Here is a 24,229-nt window from a genome sequence, read left to right on the forward strand (position 1 = left end):
GGTGCCCGGGACCGGGCGAGCGTGCCATGGAGCATAACCGTCGACGGTGGCCGCCCCCCGTATGGGCGAGACTGGTCGGCGGGAATACCCAGCGTCCGCCCACTGTTCCAGCGGGTAGATCGATTGAATCATCAACTATTCCACCAGGAGCAGCGCCATGCAGTTCGGGATCTTCAGCGTCGGAGACGTCACCACCGACCCGACCACTCGGAAGACTCCCAGCGAGGCGGAGCGAATCAAGGCCATGGTGGCGATCGCCCTGAAGGCCGAAGAGGTCGGACTCGACGTCTTCGCCACCGGCGAACACCACAACCCTCCGTTCGTTCCGTCCTCCCCGACCACCATGCTGGGCTACCTGGCCGCCCGGACCGAGAAGCTGATCCTGTCCACGGCGACGACGCTGATCACCACCAACGACCCGGTGAAGATCGCCGAGGACTTCGCCATGCTGCAGCACCTGGCGGACGGACGCGTCGACGTGATGATGGGTCGTGGCAATACCGGCCCGGTCTACCCGTGGTTCGGCAAGGACATCCGCGAAGGCATCCCGCTGGCGATCGAGAACTACCACCTGCTGCACAGACTCTGGCGCGAAGACATTGTCGACTGGGAGGGCCGCTTCCGGACACCCCTGCAAGGTTTCACCTCGACCCCGCGCCCCTTGGACGGTGTGCCTCCGTTCGTCTGGCATGGCTCGATCCGCAGTCCAGAGATCGCCGAGCAGGCGGCCTACTACGGCGACGGTTTCTTCGCCAACCACATCTTCTGGCCGAAGGAACACTTCATCCGGCTGGTCAACCACTACCGGACCCGGTTCGAGCACTATGGGCACGGCGCCGCCGACCAGGCCATTGTCGGCCTCGGTGGCCAGGTCTTCATGCGCCGAAGCTCCCAGGATGCCGTCGCCGAGTTCCGTCCCTACTTCGACAATGCGCCGGTGTACGGTCACGGCCCGTCGCTTGAGGACTTCATGCAGCAGACCCCGTTGACCGTCGGCAGCCCCCAGCAGGTGATCGAGAAGACGCTCGCCTTCAGGGAGTCGTTCGGTGACTACCAACGCCAGCTGTTCCTGATGGACCACGCCGGCCTGCCGCTGAAGACGGTGCTCGAGCAGCTCGACCTGCTGGGCGGCGAGGTGGTGCCGGTGCTGCGCAAGGAGCTGGATGCGCTGCGCCCAGCCCATGTGCCCGACGGTCCGACCCATGCGGGCCTGTTGAGCGCCCAGCGCGCGGCCGGTGTCGGCGACGTCCCTGGACCCGAGACGGTGGCGGCTGGAGGTCTGCGATGACCTCGACGAAGCAGCTCGTGGTGGTCTCAGCCGGACTCTCCCAGCCCTCCTCCACCCGGCTGCTCGCCGACCGGCTGGCCTCGGCGACCCAGCGCGCACTGGCCGCCGACGGTGTCGACCTGCAGGTTGACGTCATCGAGCTGCGTGATCTCGCCCACCAGCTCACCGACCACCTGCTGACCGGTTTTCCGGCGGCAGGGTTGCGGACAGCACTCGAGCTGGTCAGCCGCGCCGACGGTGTGATCGCGGTGACGCCGATCTTCAGCGCCTCGTACAGCGGGCTGTTCAAGAGCTTCTTCGACGTGCTCGAGCCGGGTGTGATGGACGGTACGCCGGTGCTGATGGCGGCGACAGGCGGGACGGAGCGGCATTCGCTCGCCCTCGAGTTCGCGCTGCGGCCGCTGTTCGCCCACCTGCGCGCCGCACCGGTGCCGACCGCCGTCTACGCTGCCACCCATGATTGGGGCGCCGCCGGTGACGGTCAGCTCACCACCCGGATCGAGCGGGCCGCCGCCGAGCTCGCCGGCTCGATCGCCCGACACGCCCCCGCGACCACCGATGACCCGTACGACATCCCAGTCCCGTTCGAACAGCTGCTGTTCGACGGCCAACGGCAGAGTGCCTGACCCGTGATCGCCCACCCCCGACAGGAGACCCCCATGCAGCCGACCATCGTCGACAACCCGGAACGCACCCGCTTCGAGGCCAGAATCGGTGACCAGCTGGCAGGGTTCGCCGAATACCAGCTGGCCACGGATCTGATCGTCTTCTCGCACACTGAGGTGGATCCGGCCTTCGAGGGCAACGGCGTCGGGAGCGCCCTGGCCAGGACAGCGCTGGATGATGTCCGCCGCCGAGGCGAGCGGAAGGTGCTGGCGACGTGCCCGTTCATCAAGGGTTGGATCGACCGGCACCCCGATTACGCCGACCTGCTCTACGGTGCCGCTGCACGCACCAGCTGAGCGCCCGATCCCGCGCCCTGAGCCTGTCCCGCGCCCTGAGCCTGTCGAAGGGCGACCTTTCGCTCTTCGACAGGCTCAGAGCGCGTACCGGGATTAGGCGCCCTCCCGCTCTTCGACAGGCTCAGAGCGCGTACTCGGCCGGCTCAGAGCGCGTACTCGACAGGCTCAGAGCGCGTACTCGGCCGGCTCAGAGCGCGTAGTGGGCCGACTCAGAGCGCGGTGCTCGGGGCCGGCTCAGAGGGCGCAACTCGACGGGCTCAGGGGGCGCGACCTCAGCACCCTTGTGTCATCGATTTCTCGGTCGGTAGGGTGACGGGCGACTGCCGCTGCCCGGACCACCAGGATCGGAAAGAAGTGAGTGCATGAGCACGTTCGCGAGCAACCATGACATCTCCCGGCTGCGGGAGGTGCAGACCTGGTCGATCAGTCCCGAGAACTTCGACGGCGCGAAGGGCGGCGGTGGCAGAGCCACCGAGGGGACCGGGGCACGCTGTGCACGTGACCTGGGCGTCGGCTGGAAGGTGTCGCCCTCGGTCGACATCCAGGGCGGCCAGACGCACGAGCTGGCCTACATCGCCGGCCCGGCCCGCATCACGCATCTCTGGCTCACCACCCATCGCGACCACTGGCGGACGCTGGTGCTGCGGGCCTACTGGGACGGCGCCGATGAGCCGGCCATCGAGGTGCCGCTGGGGGACTTCTTCGCCATGGGCTGGGGTCAGTTCGCCCAGGTCAGCTCCGCCATGATCGCCGTCAACCCCAACGGCGGCTTCAACTCCTACTGGCCGATGCCGTTCGACTCCGGCGCCCGGCTGACGATCGAGAACCTCACCGGTGAGGTCGCCACCGTCTACTACCAGGTGACCTTCGAGACAGGCGTAGATGTCTCCGACTCCGGTTACCTGCACGCGCAGTACCGGCGCAGCAATCCGCTGCCCGAGCTGCAGACGCATCCCATCCTGACCGGGGTCGTCGGCAAGGGCCACTACGTCGGCACCTACCTCGCCTGGGCCGTCAACTCCCCCGGTTGGTGGGGCGAGGGCGAGATCAAGTTCTACCTCGACGGTGACGACAAGTTCCCGACCATCGCCGGGACCGGCACCGAGGACTACTTCGGCGGCGCCTGGAACTTCGACGTACCCGGCCGTGGTTACACGGAGTTCAGCACGCCCTACCTCGGCATGCCTCAGGTGCTGCGGCCCGATGGGCTCTACAACAGCCAGCAGCGGTTCGGGATGTATCGCTGGCACGTACCGGACCCGATCCACTTCCACCAGGACCTCACCGTCGACATCCAGGCGCTGGGCTGGAAGTCGGGCGGCCGCTACAACCCCTTGCACGATGACATCGCCTCAACAGCGCTGTTCTATCTGGACCGGCCAACGACGACCCGGCCGGAGCTGCCCGGGCCGGACGAACTCGCGATCCCCGGAGACCCCCGACGGCCGAGCTGACACATGGTGAAGATCACCGACGTCGCCACCGCGGCGAGGGTCTCGGCCGCCACCGTCTCCCGCACCCTCAACAACAACGAGAAGGTCGACCCGGCCCTGGCCGCGCGCGTCAGGGAGGCGGCAGAGCGGCTCGGATACCGGCCCAACGCGGTGGCCCGGAACCTGCGTCGCCAGGGCACCCAGGTCTGGGCGCTGATCATCACCGACATCAACAACCCCTTCTTCACCGCACTCGCCCGTGGGGTCGAGGACGTGGCGCAGGAGTCCGGGTTCTCGGTGCTGCTCTGCAACTCCGACGAGGACATCGACAAGGAGGCCCGCTACCTGGGAGTCGCGGAGCAGGAGCGTGCCGCCGGGGTGATCCTGTCGCCGCGTGCAACCACGTCTGACGTCTCCAGACTGCTCGCCAGCAACATCCCGCTGGTCGCCGTCGACCGTGGCCTGGGCGTCAGCGTCGACACCGTCCGCGCCGACTCGGTACAGGGTGCGGTCGCGGCCACGGAGCAGCTGCTGCGGCGAGGCTGGCAGCGGCCAGCCTGCATCACCGGCCCGGCTGACGCGGAGACGGCCGAAGAACGGCACCTGGGGTATCAGTCGGTGGTGCGGCGCCTCGGCCTGGACGAGATCGTCCAGCATGTACGTTTCCAGGCCGAGGGCGGCCAGCAGGCGGTGCAGGCATTGTTCGACGCCGCGGCGCCCCCCGACTCACTCTTCGTGGCCAACTCCATGCTTGCACTCGGAGCGCTGGCCGAGCTCAAGCGACGCCGACTCCGGGTCGGGCGCGACATCGGGCTGGTCACCTTCGACGACGCCCCCTGGGCGTCCCTGATCCACCCCACCATCACCGTGGTCGCGCAGCCCGCGTACGACATCGGCGCCGAGGCGGCGCGCATCCTGGTGCAGCGGATCCGCAAGGAGGGGCCGACTGAACCCCAGCAGGTGTTGTTCGGCACGGAGCTGATCGTCCGGCAGAGCTGCCGTCGACGGAAGCCACACCGCTCGGCCGACACCGTCCCGAGCACCAGTTGACACGTCAACTAGAAGGGCCGAGGCGTGGCCGACTGCGGACCTGAGCTGCGGTTCGGGAGCTTCATCACACCCTCCGCCCATGGGTGGCCGGCGGCTCACTCCGAGGCTGAGGTCGTCTTGCTCGAGCCGGATACCTGGACGGAGCCGTCATGCTGACGACCATCGCGGTCACCAACTACCGCTCGCTGCGCGACCTGCGGGTGCCACTCGGTCCACTCAATGTGGTGACGGGTGCCAACGGCACCGGGAAGTCGAGCCTCTACCGCGCCCTGCACCTGCTCGCCGACTGCGCGCAGGGGCGGGTGATCGGTTCGCTGGCTCGCGAGGGTGGCCTGGAGTCGGTGCTGTGGGCCGGCCCGGAGTCGATCAGCGGTGCGATGCGACGAGGCGAGCAGCCAGTGCAGGGCACCGTACGGAGCGGACCAATCACCCTGCAGCTGGGCTTCTCCTCCGACCAGTTCGGTTACCTGGTCGATCTCGGCATCCCGCAACGCAGCGACCGCTCGGCGTTCAACCAGGATCCGGAGATCAAGCGCGAGGTCGTCTGGGACGGGCCGGTGATGCGGCCCAGTGGGGTGCTGGTGCAGCGCACCAGGCAGGCGGCTCAGCTGCGTGGGCCGGAAGGCGGCTGGGAGCAGCTGGCCACCGGTCTGCCGACGTATCACAGCGTGCTGGCCGAGTTTGCCGACCCGCAGCGGGCCCCCGAGCTGTGGACACTCCGGGAGACGGTCAGGTCTTGGCGGTTCTACGACAGCTTCCGCACCGACGTCGATGCGCCCGCCCGGCAGCCGCAGGTCGGCACTCGGACGCTGGTGCTCGATCACGACGGCAGCGACCTGGCCGCCGCCCTGCAGACGATCATCGAGGTCGGCAATGCCGACGCCCTGCAGCGGGCGGTCGACGACGCCTTCCCCGGTGCGCAGCTCAGCGTCTCCCAGTCCGCGGGTCGCTTCGACGTCGCCTTCCAACAGCCTGGCCTGCTGCGCCCGCTAATGGGCGCCGAACTGTCCGACGGCACCTTGCGCTATCTGCTGCTGGTCGCCGCACTGTTGACCCCCCGACCACCCGAGTTGATGGTGCTGAACGAGCCGGAGACCAGCCTGCACCCGGAGCTGTTGGCCCCGCTCGGTCGGCTGATCAGCCAGGCGTCTAGGCGCAGCCAGGTGATCGTCGTGTCGCATGCCGCCGCGTTGATCGCGGAGCTGCGGAAAGGAACCGACAGCAGGGTCCTCGAGCTGGTCAAGGACCTCGGCGAGACCAGGATCGCCGACCTGGGAAGGCTCGACGGACCGGCGTGGAACTGGGGCCGGCGCTAGCGAGGGGACGACGCGTGCTCTCCGGGCCTGGTTCGCCACAGCCACAGCAGGCCGAGCAGCGGCAGGACCAGCGGGACGAACCCGTAGCCGATCCCGTACGCAGACCAGACCGTCGCGCGTGGAAAAGCGGCCGCGTCGACGATGCTCAGCGAGCCGACCGTCAGGACACCGACGAGCTCGACCCCGACCGCGACCCAGGCGATCCGGCGTGCCCTGGGGGTGCCGATCGCCAGTGTCACCGTGGCCACGATGTAGACCAGCCCGGCGAACGCCGACAGCAGATAGGCCAGCGGCGCCTCCTGGAATTGGGTCGCCAGCTGCACCCCGGCCCGGGCGCTGGCCGATAGGGCGAAGAGGCCGTAGACGGCGACCAGGATCCGGCCCGGACCGGAGCTGGTGCGTCGTGGCCTGGACCCAGCGGGTGACGTCTCAGGCACCGGCCGTACTCCACAACGTGAACAGCCGGAGCGTCATCGCCGCCACCGCGACCGCGGCCACCGACATCACCAGTCCGGAGAACCGGTTGCGCTCCGACAGCGCCCAGAACACGGCAATAGGCACCAGCAGGATGATCCCGACCAGGTAGCCGACCGTGGTCGCGACTTCGTCCGGACGCGGGCCCAGGACCAGCCGGACGATGCCTGTCACCGACTGCGCCAGCACGACCAGCTCCAGTGCGGCCGCGGCGTAGATCTGTGCATTGCCGGGCGCCTTGTCGGCAACGGCGGTGACGACGCCCCACACCGCGCACGCCAGGGCGACGCCGATCACCAGATAAGCCAGCCAGTCGACCATGTCGCTCCTCCCTGCTCGGCCTGCGCCAACGGTAGTGCACCTCCTGCGAGCGGACCGGTGCCGGGCGTGCGCACCACCCGCCAGCCCCACCCTCGGCATGGACTACGTCTGCAGGATGAGTTCGGATCCGTCGCCAGGCCGATGTATCAACAGCCGGGCTCGACGAGTCTTCTCGGCATGACCGCAGCAGCACCCACTCTCGCCTATCGCCGCAGCTTCCGATTGGACCGGACCACCCTGGTTCGTGTTGCCGTCGCGGTGGCGGTGATCGGTGCCCTGCTGGCCGGCGGCACCTACCTGGTCGGTGGCTGCCACCGGATGTTGACCGTCGCGCCGCGCGGTTCGGCCGGCTCCGGCGGTGCCGTCGTCACCGGCTACGGCTGGTCCTGGTCACCGCCGGGATTCACCGTCCGCTACAGCGACGGCAGCGAGCAGTCCCGGCTCTGGTGGTGACTCACCTGACCAGGGCCAGCACGGCGGCGAACGCGACGTCGGCCTCCGCGGTCGGGCGTCGGCAGGCGGTGTAGGGGCCGACCGGACGGACCGTCACACCCGCCGCGGTGATCGCGAAGCTGGGGTTCAGCCGGAACTCTTCGGTGCAGGCCACCGACTGGAACCTCCACGGCAGCTCATCGGGCCCCGCCCAGGCGGCTGCCCACCGGTCCAGGGCGCGGGCGACCTCGGCGGAGTCGCCACGGCTGATCGTCCGCGGCACCAACGGCCCGTCGAACGCGTTGGCCTCGGGGTCCTGCGGGTCGGGGATGCAGATGGTCAGGGTGTCGACAATGGGCGGAGCCGTCAGGCGAACCACGGGCTGCCCTCCGCCGACTCCTGGGCAGGTCTGGCTCTGCTCCTCCGCCGTGGGGCGGGTGAGGTACGCACCGGCCAGCGGTCCCTGTCCGAGGTTGGGCCGCCGGCCGGTCCGCCAGTTGAACAGCGCCACCAAGCCGAGGACAAGACCGACCAGGAGCACGCCGACAACGCTGAGGATGAGTCCCCGTCTGTGCACCATGACCGCCATTCGTCCGCTCTGCGGTCAGCGTAGAGGACGAAAGTCCGCCTCGAAGAAAGACGACCGATCGGTCATGATGGGCGGATGCGCATCCTCGGGCTGACCGAACCGTCGGGGGCGCCGGTGCTCGACTATCTGCTCGAACACGGCGCCGATCCCTATGTCGCGAGCCATCACCGTGGCTATGCGGTGTTGCGCCCGCTGGAGGCGGCCCTGGTCGAGGACGAGATCACGCTCAGCCTGCTGGTGGAGCCGGTCCAGGACCACCTCCCCCCGCAGCAGGCCGAGCGTGGCCGAGACAGCGGGCTGCTGCTGCGCCCGGGCGAGGTCCCCCGGGTCCGGCAACGCGTCGCCGCCTATGTGCTGGTGCGCTCCGAGCGCGGCCTGCTCGCCACCGAGTTCTCCGACCGTACTGCGGTGCCGGGACGGTGGGGGCTTCCCGGTGGCGGGATGGACCCGGGTGAAACCCCGACCGAGTCGGTGTTGCGGGAGGTGGCTGAGGAGACGGGTCAGCAGGTGTCACTGGGCGAGCTCCGCCAGATCCAGACCTCGCACTGGGTCGGCCGGGCACCCGACGGAACGGTGGAGGACTTCCATGCCGTACGGCTCATCTACCGCGCCAGCTGCGACCTGCCGACAGAGCCGGTCGTCGCGGACGTGGGCGGCACCACCGAGTCCGCGCGCTGGCTGCCGTTGGCCCAATGGCGCTCGGTGAACTGGACGGTCGGCTGGCGGCGTCTCCTCGAAGCGGAGCTCGATTGAGGGGTTCCGGCGCTCCGACCCTGAAAACCTGGATCCCGTGGGGATCGCGGGTCAGCCGTCAGGCCTGGACTCGCCGGACCAGGCTCAACGAGCACCAGGTTTTCAGGGCTTCTCCTCGTCGAGGCCGCTCAATTGATGTCGCCGAGCAGGTCCTGACGGGTGACGATGCCGGTCGGCCGGCCATCGTCCAGCACCAGCAGGGCATCGGCGTCGACCAGTGCCTCGACCGCCTTCGCCACCGACTCGGTCGCTCCGAGCATCGGCAGCGGCGGCTCCATCACCGACTCGATCGCGGCGGCGGGACGCGTCGAGTGGGTGAACAGCGCTCCCAGCAGGCCACGGTCGCTCACCGACCCGACGACCTCCGCCGCCATCACCGGCGGTTCGGCCCGCACCACGGGCATCTGTGACACCCCAAACTCGCGAAGGATCTGGATCGCCTCGGCCACCGTCTCGTTCGGATGCGTGTGCACCAGCGACGGCAGGTCGCCCGACTTCTCCCGCAGGACATCACCGAGCACGCGCACCGACTGGTCCGGCCGCGGTGCGAACCCGTAGCGGGTCAGCCACTCGTCACTGAACACCTTGGTGAGATAGCCCCGCCCGGAGTCCGGCAGCAGCACCACGATGACCGCCTCCGGGTCGTCCAGCTCCTGCGCCAGCCGGATCGCCGCAGCGGCCGCCATCCCGGACGAGCCGCCGACCAGCAGCGCCTCCTCGCGGGCCAGCCGGCGGGTCATCGCGAACGAGTCGGCGTCGGAGACCTCGATGATCCGGTCGCAGATGGTTCGGTCGTAGTTCGCCGGCCAGAAGTCTTCGCCCACGCCCTCGACCAGATAGGGCCGGCCGTCCCCACCCGAGTAGACCGAACCGGTCGGGTCGGCCCCGACCACCTGGACCCGGCCGCCGGACACCTCCTTCAGGTACCGCCCGGTGCCGGTGATCGTGCCCCCGGTGCCGATGCCGGCGACGAAGTGCGTGACCTGGCCGTCGGTCTGCTTCCAGATCTCCGGACCGGTGGACTCGTAGTGGCTGGCCGGGTTGTTCGGGTTGCTGTACTGGTCCGGCTTCCAGGCGCCCTCGATCTCGCGGACCAGCCGGTCCGAGGTCGAGTAGTACGAGTTGGGGTGCTCCGGCTCGACTGCGGTCGGGCACACCACCACCTCGGCGCCGTAGGCGGCGAGCACATTGCGCTTGTCCTCGCTCACCTTGTCCGGGCAGACGAAGACGCACCGGTAGCCCTTCGCCTGGGCCACCATGGCCAGCCCGACGCCGGTGTTGCCGCTGGTCGGTTCGACGATGGTGCCGCCCGGACGCAGCTTGCCCTCACGTTCGGCGGCCTCGATCATCTTGACCGCGATCCGGTCCTTCACCGAGCCACCCGGGTTGAGATACTCCACCTTCGCCAGGATCAGCGGTTTGGCTCCGCCGGTGACCGCCTTGAGCCTGAGCAACGGGGTGTTGCCGACCAGGTCGATGAGTGAGTTCACATACTGCACAGGCCCGACTCTAACCTGCCGGCGGGAAGTCTCCCGGGGGGTGAATGGCGAGAGCCGCAACTCCCGTCGGAGAAGCGGCTCTCAAATCAGTGGTCCGGCAGGTGCCGGTGGGGTCTATCGACGCAGGTAGGACAGCAGTCGAAGAATCTCAACATACAGCCAGACCATGGTGACTGTCAGGCCGAACGCTCCACGCCAGGACTCGCTCGCCGGCGCGCCCATCGCGACACCGCGCTCGATGTAGTCGAAGTCGAGGACCAGGTTCAAGGTGGCCAGCACCGCGCCCAGGAGAGACACGCCGACCGCAAGCAGGCTGACGCCGCCGGTGACGCCGGAGCGCAGGCCGAGGTTCACACCGGCCAGCGACAGCAGGAAGTTCGCCAGCAGGGCGACCGCGAAGGCGATGGTCGCGATGAAGACGACCTTGCGGAACTTCGGCGTGACCCGGATGTTGAAGAACTTGTAGGCGGCGAGCGTCACCCCGGCTGCGGCGAACGTGCCGACCACGGCCTGCATCACGATGCCCGGGTAGGCCATCTCGAAGACCTTGCTCAGCATGCCGATGAAGACGCCCTCAAGCGCGGCGTAGAACAGCACCAGCGGCGGCGACACCCGGCGCCTGAACGCCACCAGCATGACGACGATGAAGCCGACGAGGCCGGAGGTGACCATCGCCGGGAAGTAGAGCTGCGGCGGCATGAACACCCAGGACAGGGCCGCGGTGCCGATCAGGATCGCCATCGTGACGGCCGTCTTGGTGACGACGTCGTCGAAGGACATCCGGCCCTCGGGTGCCTGGGGCTGCGCCTGCGGCATCGGCTGGCCGTACGGGTTCTGCTGGTATCCCTGCTGAGGGTAGGCCTGGTAGCCGGCCTGACCCTGGAAGCCCGCCTGGCCCTGGCCGTAGGGATTGCCATATTGGGGCGACGCGGGCGTGAACGCGTCCTTCTTGGAAAGGATCGGGTTCGAACTGCGAAGCATCTGAGTTCCTCCTGATGGTCCTGCACCCTCCGGTGCACGGAGACCCAGTGTATAGAACACCGGTCCTGCATGGATTTCTTCCCGCTGTGAAACGCCTAAGAAGCAACAGCGGGGCCGAGCAGCTAGACGTGGAGGTAGGGCTCGACCAGCTCCACATAACGTCGGGCCATCGTGGCCAGGGTCTGGTCGCCGGGCGCGCCCCACACGTCGGCGTTGAAGATCTCCACCTCGACATCGCCGGTGTAGCCGGCCGCTGCGACCGCGGAGCTGAAGGCGGCGAAGTCGATGTGGCCGTCGCCCATCATGCCGCGCGAGAGCAGCGTGTCAGCGGGCAACGGGGTGATCCAGTCGCAGATTTGGTAGCTGACGATCCGTTGTCCCGCCCGGGCGATCTGCTCGGCGACACCCGGCTCCCACCACAGGTGGAAGGTGTCCACCACCACCCCGACGTCGGCGGGGTCGAACCGTTCGGCGATGTCCAGCGCCTGGGCCAGGGTCGAGATCACGCCGCGGTCGGCGGCGTAGATCGGGTTCATCGGCTCGATGCCGAGGTTCACCCCGTGTTCGTGGGCGTACGGGACGAGGCGCTCGATCGCCCGGACGGCCCGGTCACGGGCGGCCACCAGGTCCCGGTCGCCCTCCGGCAGCCCGCCGGGCACCAGCACCAGCGTGCGGGCTCCGAGGGCGGCCGTCTCGTCGATCGCGGCGAGGTTCGACTCGTACGCCTCCTTCACCGCCACCTCCGCGCTGGCGGTGAAGAATCCGCCCCGGCAGAGCGAGGAGACCCGCAGCCCGGCGTCGCGCACCCACTGCACCGCGGTCGCCAGTCCTACCTCGGCCACCGGCTCGCGCCAGAGCCCGATCGAGGTCAGCCCGGCGGCCACCGACCCTTCGATGGCCTCACGCAGGGACCAGTGCGCCGTGGTGCGCTGGTTGAGCGACAGCCGCGCCAGCCGGGCGTCACCCGGTCCCGGGGTGGCGATCCTGGCCGGTGCGCCGCTCGGGATGTCGAGCTCGGGCTGCTGGGTCACCGCGAGACTCCTGCGGCGGCCAGCACCAGCCCGAGCCTATGCGCCGCCAGCTCGGGGTCGGGCAGCAGCCGGGCCTCGTTGGCCAGCTCGAAGATGCGGGCCAGGTGCACGACCGAGCGGGCCGACTGCAGGCCACCGATCATGGTGAACCCGGGCTGCAGACCGGACAGCCAGGAGACGAAGGCGATACCCGTCTTGTAGTAGAAGGTCGGCCTGGCGAAGATGTGCCGGGACAGCGCGACGGTCGGGTTGATCTCGGCGTCGTAGCGGTCGAGGTCACCGTCATCGAGCGCCGAGAGGGCCGCCGACGCCGCCGGGGCGATCGCCGCGAACGCCCCGAGCAGCGCATCGGAGTGCACCGAGCCGTCACCGCGGATGAGCTCCGGGTAGTTGAAGTCGTCTCCGGTGTAGAGCCGGACACCGGCCGGCAGCGCCGCCCGCAGGCCCTTCTCGTGGTCGGCGGACAGCAGCGAGACCTTCACCCCGTCGATCTTGTCGGCGTGCTGCCGGACCAGCCCGAGGAAGGTCGCGGTGGCGGTGTCCACGTCAGCCGACCCCCAGTACCCGCTCAGCTGGGGATCGAAAGCCTCCCCCAGCCAGTGCAGGATGACCGGTTCGCGGACCTGTCCGAGGACCGTGTCGTAGACGCTCAGGTAGTCCTCGGCGCTGCGAGCCACCGCGGCCAGGTGTCGCGACGCCATCACGATCACCTGTGATCCGGCGCCTTCGACGAACTCGACCTGCTCCAGGTAGGCCTCGGCCACCTCGGCGACGGTGCTCAGCACCAGCCGGTGATCGGTGCCCGCTCCGGAGGCGATCCGGGCCCCGAACTCGCGCGCCTGCGCCGCGCTGCGGGTGATCAGCTCCTGGACAGCGGGCCAGTCGATGCCCATATTGCGCTGGGCGGTGTCCATCGCCTCGGCAACGCCCAGACCGTAGCGGAACAGGTGGCGGCGGAAGGCCAGCGTGGTCTCCCAGTCCACCGCCGCTGGCGCACCCGGCACGTTCTCCCCCAGCGGGTCGGCGACGACATGGGCCGCGGCGAAGGCCACCCTGGAGGTGTAGGGCTGGGGGTGGTCCTGCCAGGCACGCGGTGCGCAGAGCTCGACGGTGCGCCAGCTGCCGTCGGCGGCCGGGAGGTCGCAGGTGCCGGTGCTGATGCCTGCCGTCACGCGTCCAGCCTCTCGATGGCGACCCGGCGACCCTCATTGGAGGACTGCAGGCCCGCATCCACCAGTTGCAGTCCCCGGACTCCGGCAGCCAGGTCGTACGGGTGCCGGGCGCCGGCGTCGACGTCGGCCAGGTACTGCTCCCACTGCGCTCGGAAACCGTTCTCGAACTCGGTGTTGTCGGGGATCTGTTCCCACTGGGCCCGGAAGTCCTCGGTGGTCGGCACGTCCGGGTTCCAAACCGGCTTGGGGGTGCGGACCCTGTGCTGGATGCGGCAGCCGAAGAGGCCCGCCACGGCGGAGCCCTCGGTACCGTCCACCTGGAACTCCACCAGCTCACCACGGTCGACCCGCACCGCCCAGGACGAGTTGATCTGGGCGATGATGTTGTTTTCGAGCTCGAAGATCCCGTAGGCGGCGTCGTCCGCGGTCGCGGCGTACTTGCGGCCCTGCTCGTCCCAGCGCTCGGGGATGTGGGTGACAGCCTTCGCGGTGACGGCCTCGACCCGGCCGAAAAGGTTCTCCAGGACATAGTTCCAGTGGCAGAACATGTCCAGCAGGATGCCGCCACCGTCCTCGGCGCGGTAGTTCCAGCTGGGTCGCTGGGCCGGCTGCAGGTCGCCCTCGAAGACCCAGTAGCCGAACTCACCACGCACGGACAGGATCCGACCGAAGAAGCCGGCGTCGATCAGCCGCTTCAGCTTGAGCAGGCCGGGCAGGAAGAGCTTGTCGTGCACGACCCCACTGATGATGCCGGCCGCGGCGGCCGCGTCGGCCAGCTCGCGGCCCTCGGCAACGGACTCGGCGATCGGCTTCTCCGTGTAAATGTGCTTGCCAGCAGCGATCGCCTTGAGGATCGCCTTCTTGCGCTCGGTGGTGACCTGGGCATCGAAATACACGGCCGCCGTCTCGTCGGCCAGGGCCTCGTCCAGGTCAGTCGTGTACTCGGCGATCTGGTGTTCCTTCGCCAGCCGGGCCAGTTTCTCCTCGCTCCGACCGACCAGAATCGGCTCCACCTGCAGCCGGCTTCCGTCGCGCAGGACGACGCCGCCCTCATCGCGAATCGCGAGAATGGAACGGACCAGATGCTGGCGATAACCCATCCGGCCGGTGACACCGTTCATGATGATTCTGATGGTTCGAACTGGCATGGATCTTCTTCCTGTGAGTCGCGCGGGCCGGCTGGTCGGCGTGTCGAGGTCCTGGATCGGAAAGCGCTTGCCCATACTCTAGAGCCACTGAGGTGTCGTTGGCAAGATGCATCGGCCCCCGACGGGCACCAAAAGTGTCCGAACGGCGTGGAGGGCGGGCCAGGTGGTCCTCGTCGAACGCTCCCCTGGCCGGTTGGTCGAAAAGTCGTCAGAACGCGAGTTTTCGGAGGTGTCCTGGCGGGATCTGGGTCGAGAAGTCGTCAGAACGCGACTTTTCGCGGGGCTCGGGCCGGATCTGGGTCGAGAAGTCGCGTTCTGATGACTTTTCGCGAGGATCCGGCCAGCTCCGCTTCGAGAACTCGCGTTCTGATGACTTCTGGCGGGGATCGGGCCGGATCCTCTTCGAGAACCCGCGTTCTGATGACTTTTCGCCGGGGATCGGGCCAGCTCCGCGTACGAGAACTCGCGTACTGATGACTTTCGCGGCGCTCGATTCCCCCGGACTGCGTCCAGGAACCCTCCCCCGGCGGCAACTTGTGGCAATCGGTTGCCAGCGTGTCCGGCGGGCTGGCTGAATGGACCGCAGCCGCCCGACCCCCCCCGAGGAGCATCCATGTGGACCCTGTCAGGTTTCTCTGACGAGATCTCCCCCGACTTCGAGGAGCAGTGCTCAGTCGTCGAGAAGCTGGGTCTGAGGTACCTCGAGTTCCGTAGCGCCTGGGACACCAACATCCTCGATCTCTCCGAGCGGCAACTGCGACAGGCGCGCGAGATCCTGGCCAGTCATGACCTGAGCGTCTCCAGCATCGGGTCCCCGATCGGCAAGATCTTCATCGACGAAGAGTTCGACGCCCATCTCGAGCGAGCTCGGCACGCCGCCGAGGTGGCCCGGTTCTTTGACGCGCCGTACATCCGGATCTTCTCGTTCTTCCTCCGCCCCGGCACCGACCCGGACTCGGTTCGGGACGAGGTGATGAGGCGGATGTCAGCGCTGGCCGCGGTGGCTGCGGAGTACGACGTGGTCATGCTGCATGAGAACGAGAAGGAGATCTATGGCGACATCCCGAGCCGCTGCCTCGACATCATCGAGTCGGTCGGATCGCCTCATCTGCGGGTTGCCTGGGACGCGGCGAACTTCGTCCAGGTCGGCGTCCGCCCGTTCACCGAGGCCTACCGGCTGCTCCGACCGCACCTGGAGTACGTCCAGATCAAGGATGCGCTGCTGGAAAGCGGCGAGGTGGTCCCGGCTGGACGAGGGGACGGTGAGGTGGTGGAGACGATCCGGGCGCTCCGCGAGGACGGCTTCGACGGGTTCTTCTCCCTCGAGCCGCACCTCAGCAACGTCCACAGCCTGGGCGGCTTCTCCGGGCCGGAGCTGTTCACCGAGGCCTGGCAGGCCTTCACCGACATCCTCAGCAGGGAGAAGATCGACTTCGTATGAGCACAGAACATCTGAACGCCGAGCACTCGAGCGTTGCGGCAGGCACCTCAACGACGGTGCCGCCTCGTCGGCCACGGGTGGCGGCCAACCCCATTCCGTACTGGATTCGCGATGGGAAGGTGGACAAGTCGAAAGAGGTGTTCGAGCAGGCCTTCGCCGACTTCGCCGAGATCGGCTTCACGGCGGTCAAGGCCGACGTACCGGCCGGCATGCCCGTCTCCGAATATCGTGACTGGATCAGCAGCTTCGGGCTGGCGCCGTCGCTGAGCCTGTTCAGCTCGCCTTTCGACGAGACGATCGACATCAAGGATGAGATCGAGCGCGCCAAGGCCTTCGCCGCCGACCAGGTGGCGCTCGGACTGGACCGGACGATGATCTCGTCGATGGCGGTGCCGGCTCGGATGCAGCAGCCGGCGGTGGGGGCGGACTTCGATGAGGACCGGCTCAAGCTGGCGATCGAGAACGTCGGCCTCGTCTGTCAGGTGCTGCAGGCCGAGGGCCTGCGCCCGCTGCACCACTCCCACATCGGTGGGGTGTTCGAGACCGAGGACGAGGTCGTGCGGCTGCTGGACACCCTGGGCAAAGACGTCATCGGCTTCGGGCCGGACACCGGGCACCTCCGCTGGGCCGGCGCCGATCCGGCCGCCTTGATCCGTCGCTACGCCGACCGGATCGGTGGTATCCACATCAAGGATGTCTTCGCTGACTACCTGGATCCGGCGTCACGGGTCGGGATGGGCTACCGCGAGGTCACCGCCACCAAGAGGCTGTGGGCCGAGCCCGGCCTCGGTGTGGTTGACTTCGACGCTGTAGTGGCCGCCATGCCCGAGGACTACGACGGCGACTTCATGATCGAGATCGACGAGCCGAGTGTCGACTCGCGCTACGACTCGCACCAGACCTCGTACGCCTGGGCCAAGCAGGCACTGGCTTTCGCCCAGATCTGACCAAGGAGAGCACTGATGCCGACAGCGGCAGTCGTTGGTTGTGGAGACGTGTCGAGCGTCCACTTCGAAGCCATCGCGAAAAACCCCGCAATCGACCTGGTGGCGGTGGTCGACACCGATCCCGAGCGTCGCGCGGCCTCCTCGGCGGCCTACGGGGTCCCCGGCTTCGGTGATCACCGGGAGATGATCACTGCGATCTCCCCCGATGCCGTACACATCTGCACACCCCATCACCAGCACGTCCCGGTCGCGGTCGACTGCCTCGAGGCGGGGGTGAACGTGATCATGGAGAAGCCGCTGGCGCACACCATGGCCGAGGGTGACCGGTTGATCGCGGTGGCTGAGCAGACCTCGGCCAAGATCGCCGTCTGCTTCCAGAACCGTTACAACGCGGCGGTTCAGGCGCTCCGCGAACGACTCGACTCGGGTGACGTCGGCCAGGTGATCGGCGCCTCGGCCACGGTCATCTGGCACCGTACGGCCGACTACTACCGCAGCCGGGACTGGCGCGGCCGGTGGGAGACGAGCGGCGGCGGCCTGCTGATCAACCAGGCGATCCACACCCTCGACCTGCTGCAGTGGCTGGTGGGCGATGTCACCGAGGTCCGCGGTCACGCTGCCACGCACGCGTTGGCCGAGGTGATCGAGGTCGAGGACACCGCGGAGATCGTGCTGAAGCATGTCAACGGCGTCCAGAGCGTTTTCTATGCCACGCTCGCGAACGCGGTGAACTCGCCGATCACGGTGGACATCGCCACCGAGAAGGCCACCCTCAGCCTGCGGGGCGACCTGACGATCACCCACCTGAACGGCGACGTCGAGGTGGTGTCCGAGCGGCTGGCTGAGTCGGGCGGTCGCGCCTACTGGGGCGTCTCGCATGAACTGCTGATCAACGACTTCTATGAACAGCTGGACGATCCGAACCCGTTCTGGATCAGCCCGCGCGAGGCCGGCAAGTCGTTGCGGATCCTCAAGGACGTCTACGACCAGTCCTACCCGAACTTCGGCTTTCGCTAAGGAGTACGCGTCGTCAGTGCCTGTTCAGCTGACGGGGACGGCAAGCCGCAGCAGCTGTGCTGAGCGTCCGGCGACCAAGGTCAGGTAATCGTGCCGTCAGCCAGCACGGCGTGCACACCCCAGGTCTGGTTGGCGATCTGCGTGATGCGCAGATCGACGCAGGTGCTGGCCAGGGCGAGAGCCGTCGCCTTGTCGAGCTCGAACAACCGTTGCATCCAGCCGACCATCGCGTCGAGCGCCTCCCCCATCGCCACATTCAGATCGGCGTCGAAGCCGAACGTGATCCGGCCGCTCGGCGTCTCGGCGTGAATCGACGGCAGCACGCGGTCGGAGACCAGGTCAACAACGATCTCGCTGGTCATCGGACACTCGATGGCGGTGCCACCGACCTCGCCGTCGCCTTGAGCGGCATGACCATCACCGAGATAGAGCAGTGCGTCCTCGACATTGACCGGCAGGAAGAGGGTGGCCCCGGCCACCAGCTCCCGACAGTCGATGTTGCCGCCGGCATCGGCCCGAGGCGGAATGGTCGAATGTTCGCCCGGTGTCAGCGGAGCCACCCCCACGACGCCCAGGAAGGGGGCCAGTGCGCGGGTAAAGCCGCGGTCCGTCGTGCCGATCCCGGTCTGCGCGTCGAGCTCCCAGAGCAGCCAAGCCGGTGACGCGTCGGTCAGGCCGAGCCGCCGGGTCACCGGCGTGTCAGCCGCGGCGGCCGAAGTCCATCCCCACGAGCCGGGACTCAGATCCACCATCTCGAGCGACAGCATGTCGCCGGGGCGAGCCCCGCGCACCGCAATAGGGCCGGTCAGGCAGTGCCCGCGCTTGTCCGCGAACATCTTGGGCTGGTCCTCCCCGGGGTAGGTCTGCCGATGCAGGTGGCCGGAGGCGTCCAGCGACTCCACGATCAGCCGGTCACCGGGCTCGACGGTCAGCACCGGTCCATGATCACGAGAGAAGACGTCAACGGTCGTGTCTGCGGTGGCGGGCAGCCGGTGGGTGGCCATCAGCGCGTCATCTCCTTCGGTTGGTGATCTTCGTGGCAGGCGCAAATCGGTCGGCAAGACCCGGGGCGCCGCCCTGGTCAGAGCGACAACCTGTCGCCGGGCTGGCAGGACTGCGCCTGTAAGCCGTCGAGAATCCACACTTCCTCGCGGCCGACGACGCGGACGTCCTTGTCGGTCACCACAATGCCAGACCGTTCCGGCACACCCAGGACGCGACCGCCATGGCTGCGGCACCATGCCTGGGCTGCGGTTTCATGCTGCGGCCCATAATGCGGGAGCAGCGCTGGGCCCGGAAGCAGGCCGAGGCCGTCCAGCCTGGTGAGGCCGACGTCGTTGGTGTCATGCATCTCGGCTATGGCGATCGAGTCGCAGGCGAGAATCGCTCCGGCGCTGCCACCGTAGTAGCTGCCACCGTCCTCGACGAAGCGTCGGACCGCTTCGACGAAGTCGTGGCGGTCCAGGTGGTCGAGCAGACCGAAGGTGTTCCCGCCGCCGACGAAGAGCAGGTCGAACGTGGTGAGCTCGTCCACGCTGTGGCTCTCGAGACTGGGCCAGGTCACCAGATCGGCACCCGACGACCGGCGGGCGAGCTGGTCACGCAGCCACGCCTCGGCGCCTTCCAGCATCCGCCCGCTGAGCGCGAACGGCCAGTACAGGATGCGCGGGTCTCGCCGCAGCATCTCGTTCCAGACCAGGGCTTCGTCGTCAGGAGACCCGCCGCCGGTGAGATAGAGGGTGCCAGGCACCGGGTTATCCTCGCATCCGCCGATCACCCGAGGTGCCCCCGATGGGATTCGAACCCACACTGGGACGGGTTTAAGCCGTCTGCCTCTGCCATTGGGCTACGGGGGCCAGCGACGATCCTAGCCGCAGGGATTCGGCTCGCCCGGTGGCAACGCCAGCATCGATGCGGCAGGGCAGACGGTTCAATCCACGTACCGCAGTGCCGGCGGAACGTCAGCGAACCAGGACCTGCAGTTCACCGATCGGGATCTCGCGGGTCTGGCTCATGGCGAACGGAATCGTGCCGGACTGGGTGCCCGCCCGCCAGTCGATCGCCCACCGCGTGGTCGCGGTGATCGTGTAGTGGCCCATTTTGGTGTAGGTGTGACCACAGTCCGGGGACGGTGTCGCGGGTGGCAGTGCACCCCGGACATAGGGGGTACCGACACCACAGGTGAAGCGGTGGCCGTCGCCCATGTCCCAGGTGATCCCGGTCAGATGCGCGGTGAGTGCCACGGTGATGCCGGCCACCGAGGCGGTGCTCGACTTGGTTGCGGTGTCCCCGCCCTCGGCCCACAGCCAGATGGGGAAACCGACCGGGATCATCTCGTACGAGTTCAGGCTAGGGTCCGGACCCAGGCCGACGCCGACCGGATGCATCTTCAGGCGTGCAGCGGCGATCTGGGCCGCCTGAGCAGGGCTCAACGTCGGAGGGGCGTTGGCGGGCGGCTTGCCGTCATAGGCCTGGAAGTCGATGTCTCCGCCGACGTAGGTCCAGTATTTGCCGTTCTCGTCGCGCCACAGGCAGTTCGGAGTCTTCAGGTCCTGTTGTGGGGAGCACGGCAGCGGTGGGGGCTGATAGGAGCCGACCGCTTCGCCTTGCTCCGAATCCCCGCCTCGTTCGGTGCCCTCATGGCCGCCCTTCATGATTGGGCACACCACCACTCCATCGGTCGGCCGAACATATCCGCCTGGGCATATTGCCAAGGCAATCTGAGGTCGCAGCAACGTGCACTCGCAAAGACAAAGTACGAGCCCAAGCAGCACCGTAGCCAACGTCTTCAGCATTTCTTGGGCGCCTGACTCGTGATCGCGGCCACCTTCCAACGACCTGCAACGAAATGAAGCTCAGGTTGTTCGGACAAGAACTTGGGCGTAGTCGTGATCACGCTTCCGTTACGTCGTACACGCACCTGAGTGCGGTCGACGCAGGACTCAAGAGAGACAACGCGGGGACTATTGGAGATGTTGACCACCACAACGGTGGTCGCCGTGATCTTCGTTGTCCCCGACTGACGCACCTTTTCAGCCTGCGTGTCTTTCGCGATCCTTGACATCAAGGCGAGAGCTTCCCCCGTCATGGTCTCCTTCATAGCGGCGGTGGGACGGTCCGCACCCCCGGCCTGGTACATGGAGTCCAACGCCTTCCAGTAGGCCACGTAACCAGCTTTTGCACCCTCGATGGCTTGCTGTCTCTCATCCGGCGTGGGTGTCGGCGTCGGCGAGGGTGACGGACTGCGTGCGGGTGAGGGGGAGGACGACTGGGGGGTTGGATCAACCTGGCCGCTGGTTGGCGTACAGCCAGCTAGGAGGGCGACCAGCAAGACGGAGACCGCGAGCACCCTGACACTCCCGCGCGCTGCCTGCGATCCGCCCCGTCCGAACGCCATGACCAGCCTCCCGCGGGTCAGTATTGCCAAACTCACGGTCAGTCCGCCACCCCCTACGGGGGTAACTGTGGATAACTCGGAGCGAGCGCGCCCTTCGACAGGCTCAGGGCACGTACTCCAGGCCCTGGCACCCTTCGACAGGCTCGGGGCACGTACTCCAGGCCCGGGCACCCTTCGACAGGCTCAGGTCACGTACTCCAGCATCAGGGCACGTACTCCCGGCACTCAGGGAACGGGAAGGGTCAGCGGGGGGCGAGGGGTGAGGGGCTGGCTGGGGGCGCTGTGTCTCCGAGCTTCATCCGGGTCTCCGGAGGCAGAGCGCTCACGTCACCGGTGGTGATCCGCGGGTCGATGACAACGTCACCGTTGGGCATGAAGTGGATCGGCTGGACGCCGGTGATCAAGCCGGTCGGGACATGCCGGGTGAACAGGTAGACGTCGGCGGAGGTCCGGGGAGCGCTGAACGGCGTGCTGAACGAGGTGATGGTCGGTTGTTTCACCCCGCCGGCGGTTCCATCCTGCATCGCCACCGTCCAGGAGCCGTCATCGTGCACGATCACATGCGGCCCATCCTGTGCGTGGTAGTGCCCCCACATGATCAACTTCGCTGGTGGGTTGGGCGCGGTCGCGATCACGACCGAGGCCAACGGCTGGTGAATCAGCAACACGTCGACGTCCTTGCCGGTCGCCTGGGTGAGCATCCGCTTGCCCAGCTGCTCCTCGGTTTCGGGCCGCTGCATGGTGCGCTCAATGCTGAACGGCTTGTTCAGCTCGGGATCGTCATCACCAAGCACCTTCACTCCGTTGACGTCGATCACAGCCCCACTCAGGACCCGCATACCGGCTCGCTTCATCTGGGCTTCGGTGATGTCGGAGTCATGGTTGCCACCCGCCACCACGAAGGGGATGTTGCGGGCGATCGTCGCCTCCCGGGTAACGCAGCCGCGCTCCGCTGCCGTCCCGTTCACCGTGTCGTCACCGGAGCTGATGATCATCGAGGGCTCGACGATCGCGGCCAACCGCCGGATGATCTCGGTCATGGCGATGTTGCAGTGCAGGTCACTGAAACCCAACATCTGGGTCTCATCAGGACCCGCCGGGACCACTTGCAGCTGCTGCCGGATGAACTCGTCCGTGGCTCCTTCGATATAGGCCTTCATTGCCTTCTGCTGCCGTTCGGCCAGCAAGGTCAACCCCTTGATGCCACGGTCGAGGAGGTCCGACAGCAGGACGCTGTCGACCGTCACACCCTCCAGCGGCGTGCCTTCAGCGACAGCCACCTCGATCCGCACGTCCTGGCTGCGTTCGGGCGGCGCCAGGATCGAGCCGATGCAGACGGAGGCCACCACGAAATAGGTCACCGTGGTACGTCCCAGACCGGTGCGCCTGGCGACCGGCTCCCGTAGGAAGCGCCGTCGATGGGTCCACAGAGCGAAGGCCGTCAGCAACACCATCTCGGCCTTCATGGCCTCCAACGCGGCGTCCTCCAGCAACCGCTCGGCGACGCCTCGAACGGTCTCCTGCGGGTCAGTGAACAGACCGCTGTAGGCCGCCAGCGTCTGCTCGCTGAAGAACCCTGCGCCGTTACCCGACGACTTGCCGACCCCACCGACCTTGATCTCGACGCCTATCGGCGCGTAGTTATCGCGCAGGTAGGCGTTGCCGAAGGGGCCGAGATTCAGCTTGATCTCGCCGCTGTAGTTGGCCGAGAAGATGGTCTGGTGCGGACCGAGGTAGTCGGTCACCTCTGCGTTTCCGACTCCCCAGGCGATGGCCATCGGAGCCGCGAACAGCGCCGCCACGATCGCCAGCCCGAGGCTGCGGGCCAGCCGCTTGCGCAGGGGTGCCTGCTCAGCCGGGAGAAACCTTCTCATGATGCAGTGACATTACCCGCCGCAACTTCGGGGCCCTGATCAGCCCGACTCCCCCGCCAGATAGACCTTGCGGGTGTGGATCGCGTGGGCACCCGCCACCCGGTCGAGGAAGAGCAGCCCGGCACAGTGGTCGATCTCGTGCTGCAGGGCCCGGGCCTCGAAAGCGTCGGTCTCAATCCGTGCGGTTTCACCGCTCGCAGGCAGCTGTCCCTCGACGGTGATCCGGGTGGCCCGCTTCACATCCCCGGTCAGGTCGGGAACCGACATGCACCCCTCCCGCCCCTTCTCGTTGCGGCTGGACTCGACCACGCGGGCATTCACCAGCACGATCAGGCCGTGAGTGGTACGAGCCTTGGGATGCTCCGACACGTCGACGCAGAACGCCTGAGCGCTCACCCCCACCTGCGGAGCCGCGAGTCCCACACAGCCCGGAGAGACACGCATCGTGGCGACCAGGTCGGCGCATAGCTGAACGATCTCGGGGTCCTGCGGGTCGACACCCGGCCCGGCCTGGGACAGGACGTGCGCCGGCGCGCGGACGACGTCAAGCACCCGCCCCTCGGGCAGTGTCGCGAGTACGAAGGTCACAGCTCGTCGCGCTCCACCAGCCGCAGACCGACCTCGACACCCAGTTCGTCGGCGACCCGAGCGATCCTGTCCCGTACGGCGGCGATCTCGGTCGCGGCAGGGAAGTCGACCTCGGCGACCAGTACGTACAGATCGCCGGAGAGCCGGGTGGTCAGGTCGGTGATGTTGCCGCCGGCCTCGGCCACCACCGCGGCCAGCCGCGCGACGATGCCGAGCCGATCGGCACCGTGCACGGTCAGCAGGTAGGACTCGCCGAGTGGCGCCACCTCGGACTCCTGTGGCACCTCACGCACACTCACCGACAGGCTGCCGTCCAGCAACGGCGTCAACGCTGCCTCGATCTTGGCGGCTCCGGCGTCGCCCGCACAGATCAGGGTCATCGCAAAGTGCCCACGGAGCAGGGTCATCGACGAGTCCTCGAGGTTCATCCCGAGCTCGGCCAACGCCTCCGCCGTCTGCGCGATGATCCCGGGACGGTCATGGCCCAGAACGGTGATTGCCAGGTAGGTCACCGAC

Annotated in this window: 26 protein-coding genes and 1 tRNA gene; 11 read left to right on the forward strand and 16 right to left on the reverse strand. The window is 67.7% G+C overall.

The annotated features are described in order from the left end of the window. Nucleotides 1-157: 157 nt before the first annotated feature. From JOE57_RS04750 to JOE57_RS04775, 6 genes are all read left to right on the forward strand, one after another. The gene (locus JOE57_RS04750; RefSeq protein WP_204916639.1) at nucleotides 158-1,288 is read left to right on the forward strand and encodes an LLM class flavin-dependent oxidoreductase; all 1,131 of its coding nucleotides are present in this window, start codon (nucleotides 158-160) and stop codon (nucleotides 1,286-1,288) included. Beyond that, complete coding sequence (locus tag JOE57_RS04755) at nucleotides 1,285-1,914, forward strand: FMN reductase (protein WP_204916640.1); 630 nt, start codon at nucleotides 1,285-1,287, stop codon at nucleotides 1,912-1,914. The genes JOE57_RS04750 and JOE57_RS04755 overlap by 4 nt, the downstream gene beginning before the upstream one ends. A 33-nt stretch (nucleotides 1,915-1,947) precedes the next feature. Continuing rightward, entirely contained in the window at nucleotides 1,948-2,250 is a 303-nt protein-coding gene (locus tag JOE57_RS04760; protein WP_204916641.1) for a GNAT family N-acetyltransferase, read from the forward strand. A gap of 362 nt (nucleotides 2,251-2,612) precedes the next feature. Further along, complete coding sequence (locus JOE57_RS04765; RefSeq protein WP_204916642.1) at nucleotides 2,613-3,704, forward strand: glycoside hydrolase family 172 protein; 1,092 nt, start codon at nucleotides 2,613-2,615, stop codon at nucleotides 3,702-3,704. Between the two features lie 3 nt (nucleotides 3,705-3,707). Next, entirely contained in the window at nucleotides 3,708-4,733 is a 1,026-nt protein-coding gene (locus JOE57_RS04770; RefSeq protein WP_204916643.1) for a LacI family DNA-binding transcriptional regulator, read from the forward strand. A gap of 149 nt (nucleotides 4,734-4,882) precedes the next feature. Continuing rightward, nucleotides 4,883-6,049, forward strand: coding sequence for an AAA family ATPase (locus tag JOE57_RS04775; RefSeq protein WP_204916644.1), 1,167 nt, complete (start codon nucleotides 4,883-4,885; stop codon nucleotides 6,047-6,049). Here the strand turns inward: JOE57_RS04775 and JOE57_RS04780 are convergent. Further along, on the reverse strand, nucleotides 6,046-6,486 hold the full coding sequence (locus tag JOE57_RS04780; protein WP_204916645.1) for a hypothetical protein: 441 nt from the start codon (nucleotides 6,484-6,486) through the stop codon (nucleotides 6,046-6,048). The two genes, JOE57_RS04775 and JOE57_RS04780, sit on opposite strands and share 4 nt — an antisense overlap. Beyond that, nucleotides 6,479-6,844 carry a hypothetical protein gene (locus tag JOE57_RS04785; RefSeq protein WP_204916646.1) on the reverse strand — a complete coding sequence of 122 codons (366 nt, stop codon included), beginning with the start codon at nucleotides 6,842-6,844 and terminating at the stop codon, nucleotides 6,479-6,481. Before JOE57_RS04785 ends, JOE57_RS04780 begins: the two co-directional genes overlap by 8 nt. Nucleotides 6,845-7,021: 177 nt before the next feature. On the opposite strand from JOE57_RS04785, the gene JOE57_RS04790 reads away from it, so the two are divergent. Beyond that, nucleotides 7,022-7,297: a hypothetical protein gene (locus JOE57_RS04790; RefSeq protein ID WP_204916647.1), complete on the forward strand. Its 276-nt coding sequence runs from the start codon at nucleotides 7,022-7,024 to the stop codon at nucleotides 7,295-7,297. A 1-nt stretch (nucleotide 7,298) separates the two neighbouring features. On the opposite strand, the gene JOE57_RS04795 is transcribed toward JOE57_RS04790, so the two are convergent. Beyond that, nucleotides 7,299-7,856, reverse strand: coding sequence for a hypothetical protein (locus JOE57_RS04795; protein ID WP_204916648.1), 558 nt, complete (start codon nucleotides 7,854-7,856; stop codon nucleotides 7,299-7,301). 84 nt (nucleotides 7,857-7,940) lie between these two features. Here JOE57_RS04795 and JOE57_RS04800 point away from each other — a divergent pair, with 84 nt between their 5' ends. Beyond that, nucleotides 7,941-8,618 (forward strand): NUDIX hydrolase, encoded by a 678-nt coding sequence (locus JOE57_RS04800; protein ID WP_204916649.1) that lies wholly within the window; start codon nucleotides 7,941-7,943, stop codon nucleotides 8,616-8,618. Between the two features lie 128 nt (nucleotides 8,619-8,746). Here JOE57_RS04800 and JOE57_RS04805 read toward each other — a convergent pair whose 3' ends face one another. The 5 genes from JOE57_RS04805 to JOE57_RS04825 all read right to left on the reverse strand — a co-directional run bounded on the left by JOE57_RS04805 (nucleotide 8,747) and on the right by JOE57_RS04825 (nucleotide 14,449). Beyond that, nucleotides 8,747-10,117 (reverse strand): cystathionine beta-synthase, encoded by a 1,371-nt coding sequence (locus JOE57_RS04805; protein ID WP_204916650.1) that lies wholly within the window; start codon nucleotides 10,115-10,117, stop codon nucleotides 8,747-8,749. Nucleotides 10,118-10,231: 114 nt separating this feature from the next. Beyond that, the gene (locus tag JOE57_RS04810) at nucleotides 10,232-11,098 is read right to left on the reverse strand and encodes a Bax inhibitor-1/YccA family protein (protein WP_204916651.1); all 867 of its coding nucleotides are present in this window, start codon (nucleotides 11,096-11,098) and stop codon (nucleotides 10,232-10,234) included. Nucleotides 11,099-11,220: 122 nt separating this feature from the next. Continuing rightward, nucleotides 11,221-12,129 (reverse strand): sugar phosphate isomerase/epimerase family protein, encoded by a 909-nt coding sequence (locus JOE57_RS04815; RefSeq protein WP_338041157.1) that lies wholly within the window; start codon nucleotides 12,127-12,129, stop codon nucleotides 11,221-11,223. Next, on the reverse strand, nucleotides 12,126-13,301 hold the full coding sequence (locus JOE57_RS04820; protein ID WP_338041158.1) for a dihydrodipicolinate synthase family protein: 1,176 nt from the start codon (nucleotides 13,299-13,301) through the stop codon (nucleotides 12,126-12,128). Before JOE57_RS04820 ends, JOE57_RS04815 begins: the two co-directional genes overlap by 4 nt. Beyond that, on the reverse strand, nucleotides 13,298-14,449 hold the full coding sequence (locus JOE57_RS04825; protein ID WP_204916652.1) for a Gfo/Idh/MocA family protein: 1,152 nt from the start codon (nucleotides 14,447-14,449) through the stop codon (nucleotides 13,298-13,300). Before JOE57_RS04825 ends, JOE57_RS04820 begins: the two co-directional genes overlap by 4 nt. A 613-nt stretch (nucleotides 14,450-15,062) precedes the next feature. On the opposite strand from JOE57_RS04825, the gene JOE57_RS04830 reads away from it, so the two are divergent. Genes JOE57_RS04830 through JOE57_RS04840 form a run of 3 tightly spaced genes read left to right on the forward strand, consistent with a single transcriptional unit; the run spans nucleotide 15,063 to nucleotide 17,854 of the window. Next, nucleotides 15,063-15,890, forward strand: coding sequence for a sugar phosphate isomerase/epimerase family protein (locus tag JOE57_RS04830; RefSeq protein ID WP_204916653.1), 828 nt, complete (start codon nucleotides 15,063-15,065; stop codon nucleotides 15,888-15,890). Then, nucleotides 15,887-16,837: a sugar phosphate isomerase/epimerase family protein gene (locus tag JOE57_RS04835; RefSeq protein ID WP_204916654.1), complete on the forward strand. Its 951-nt coding sequence runs from the start codon at nucleotides 15,887-15,889 to the stop codon at nucleotides 16,835-16,837. The genes JOE57_RS04830 and JOE57_RS04835 overlap by 4 nt, the downstream gene beginning before the upstream one ends. 15 nt (nucleotides 16,838-16,852) lie before the next feature. Further along, nucleotides 16,853-17,854 carry a Gfo/Idh/MocA family protein gene (locus tag JOE57_RS04840; protein ID WP_239578843.1) on the forward strand — a complete coding sequence of 334 codons (1,002 nt, stop codon included), beginning with the start codon at nucleotides 16,853-16,855 and terminating at the stop codon, nucleotides 17,852-17,854. Nucleotides 17,855-17,934: 80 nt separating this feature from the next. On the opposite strand, the gene JOE57_RS04845 is transcribed toward JOE57_RS04840, so the two are convergent. The 8 genes from JOE57_RS04845 to JOE57_RS04880 all read right to left on the reverse strand — a co-directional run bounded on the left by JOE57_RS04845 (nucleotide 17,935) and on the right by JOE57_RS04880 (nucleotide 24,225). After that, on the reverse strand, nucleotides 17,935-18,858 hold the full coding sequence (locus tag JOE57_RS04845) for an acetamidase/formamidase family protein (protein ID WP_204916655.1): 924 nt from the start codon (nucleotides 18,856-18,858) through the stop codon (nucleotides 17,935-17,937). A gap of 77 nt (nucleotides 18,859-18,935) precedes the next feature. After that, nucleotides 18,936-19,604, reverse strand: coding sequence for a Type 1 glutamine amidotransferase-like domain-containing protein (locus JOE57_RS04850; RefSeq protein ID WP_204916656.1), 669 nt, complete (start codon nucleotides 19,602-19,604; stop codon nucleotides 18,936-18,938). A gap of 33 nt (nucleotides 19,605-19,637) precedes the next feature. Continuing rightward, nucleotides 19,638-19,710: transfer RNA gene (locus tag JOE57_RS04855), tRNA-Leu, on the reverse strand. A 105-nt stretch (nucleotides 19,711-19,815) separates the two neighbouring features. After that, nucleotides 19,816-20,649, reverse strand: coding sequence for a PKD domain-containing protein (locus JOE57_RS04860; RefSeq protein WP_204916657.1), 834 nt, complete (start codon nucleotides 20,647-20,649; stop codon nucleotides 19,816-19,818). Further along, nucleotides 20,643-21,020, reverse strand: a complete 378-nt coding sequence (locus tag JOE57_RS04865) for a hypothetical protein (RefSeq protein ID WP_204916658.1) — start codon at nucleotides 21,018-21,020, stop codon at nucleotides 20,643-20,645. Before JOE57_RS04865 ends, JOE57_RS04860 begins: the two co-directional genes overlap by 7 nt. 473 nt (nucleotides 21,021-21,493) lie before the next feature. After that, a complete protein-coding gene (locus JOE57_RS04870; protein ID WP_204916659.1) occupies nucleotides 21,494-23,125 on the reverse strand; it encodes a metallophosphoesterase family protein in 1,632 nt (543 codons plus the stop codon). Nucleotides 23,126-23,164: 39 nt separating this feature from the next. Then, the gene (def, locus tag JOE57_RS04875) at nucleotides 23,165-23,713 is read right to left on the reverse strand and encodes a peptide deformylase (RefSeq protein WP_204916660.1); all 549 of its coding nucleotides are present in this window, start codon (nucleotides 23,711-23,713) and stop codon (nucleotides 23,165-23,167) included. Continuing rightward, nucleotides 23,710-24,225, reverse strand: coding sequence for an ACT domain-containing protein (locus tag JOE57_RS04880; protein ID WP_204916661.1), 516 nt, complete (start codon nucleotides 24,223-24,225; stop codon nucleotides 23,710-23,712). The genes def and JOE57_RS04880 overlap by 4 nt, the downstream gene beginning before the upstream one ends. Nucleotides 24,226-24,229: the final 4 nt, after the last annotated feature.

Origin of the sequence: Microlunatus panaciterrae, from assembly GCF_016907535.1 — a bacterium.
In the GTDB taxonomy this organism is placed as follows: Bacteria; Actinomycetota; Actinomycetes; order Propionibacteriales; family Propionibacteriaceae; genus Microlunatus; species Microlunatus panaciterrae.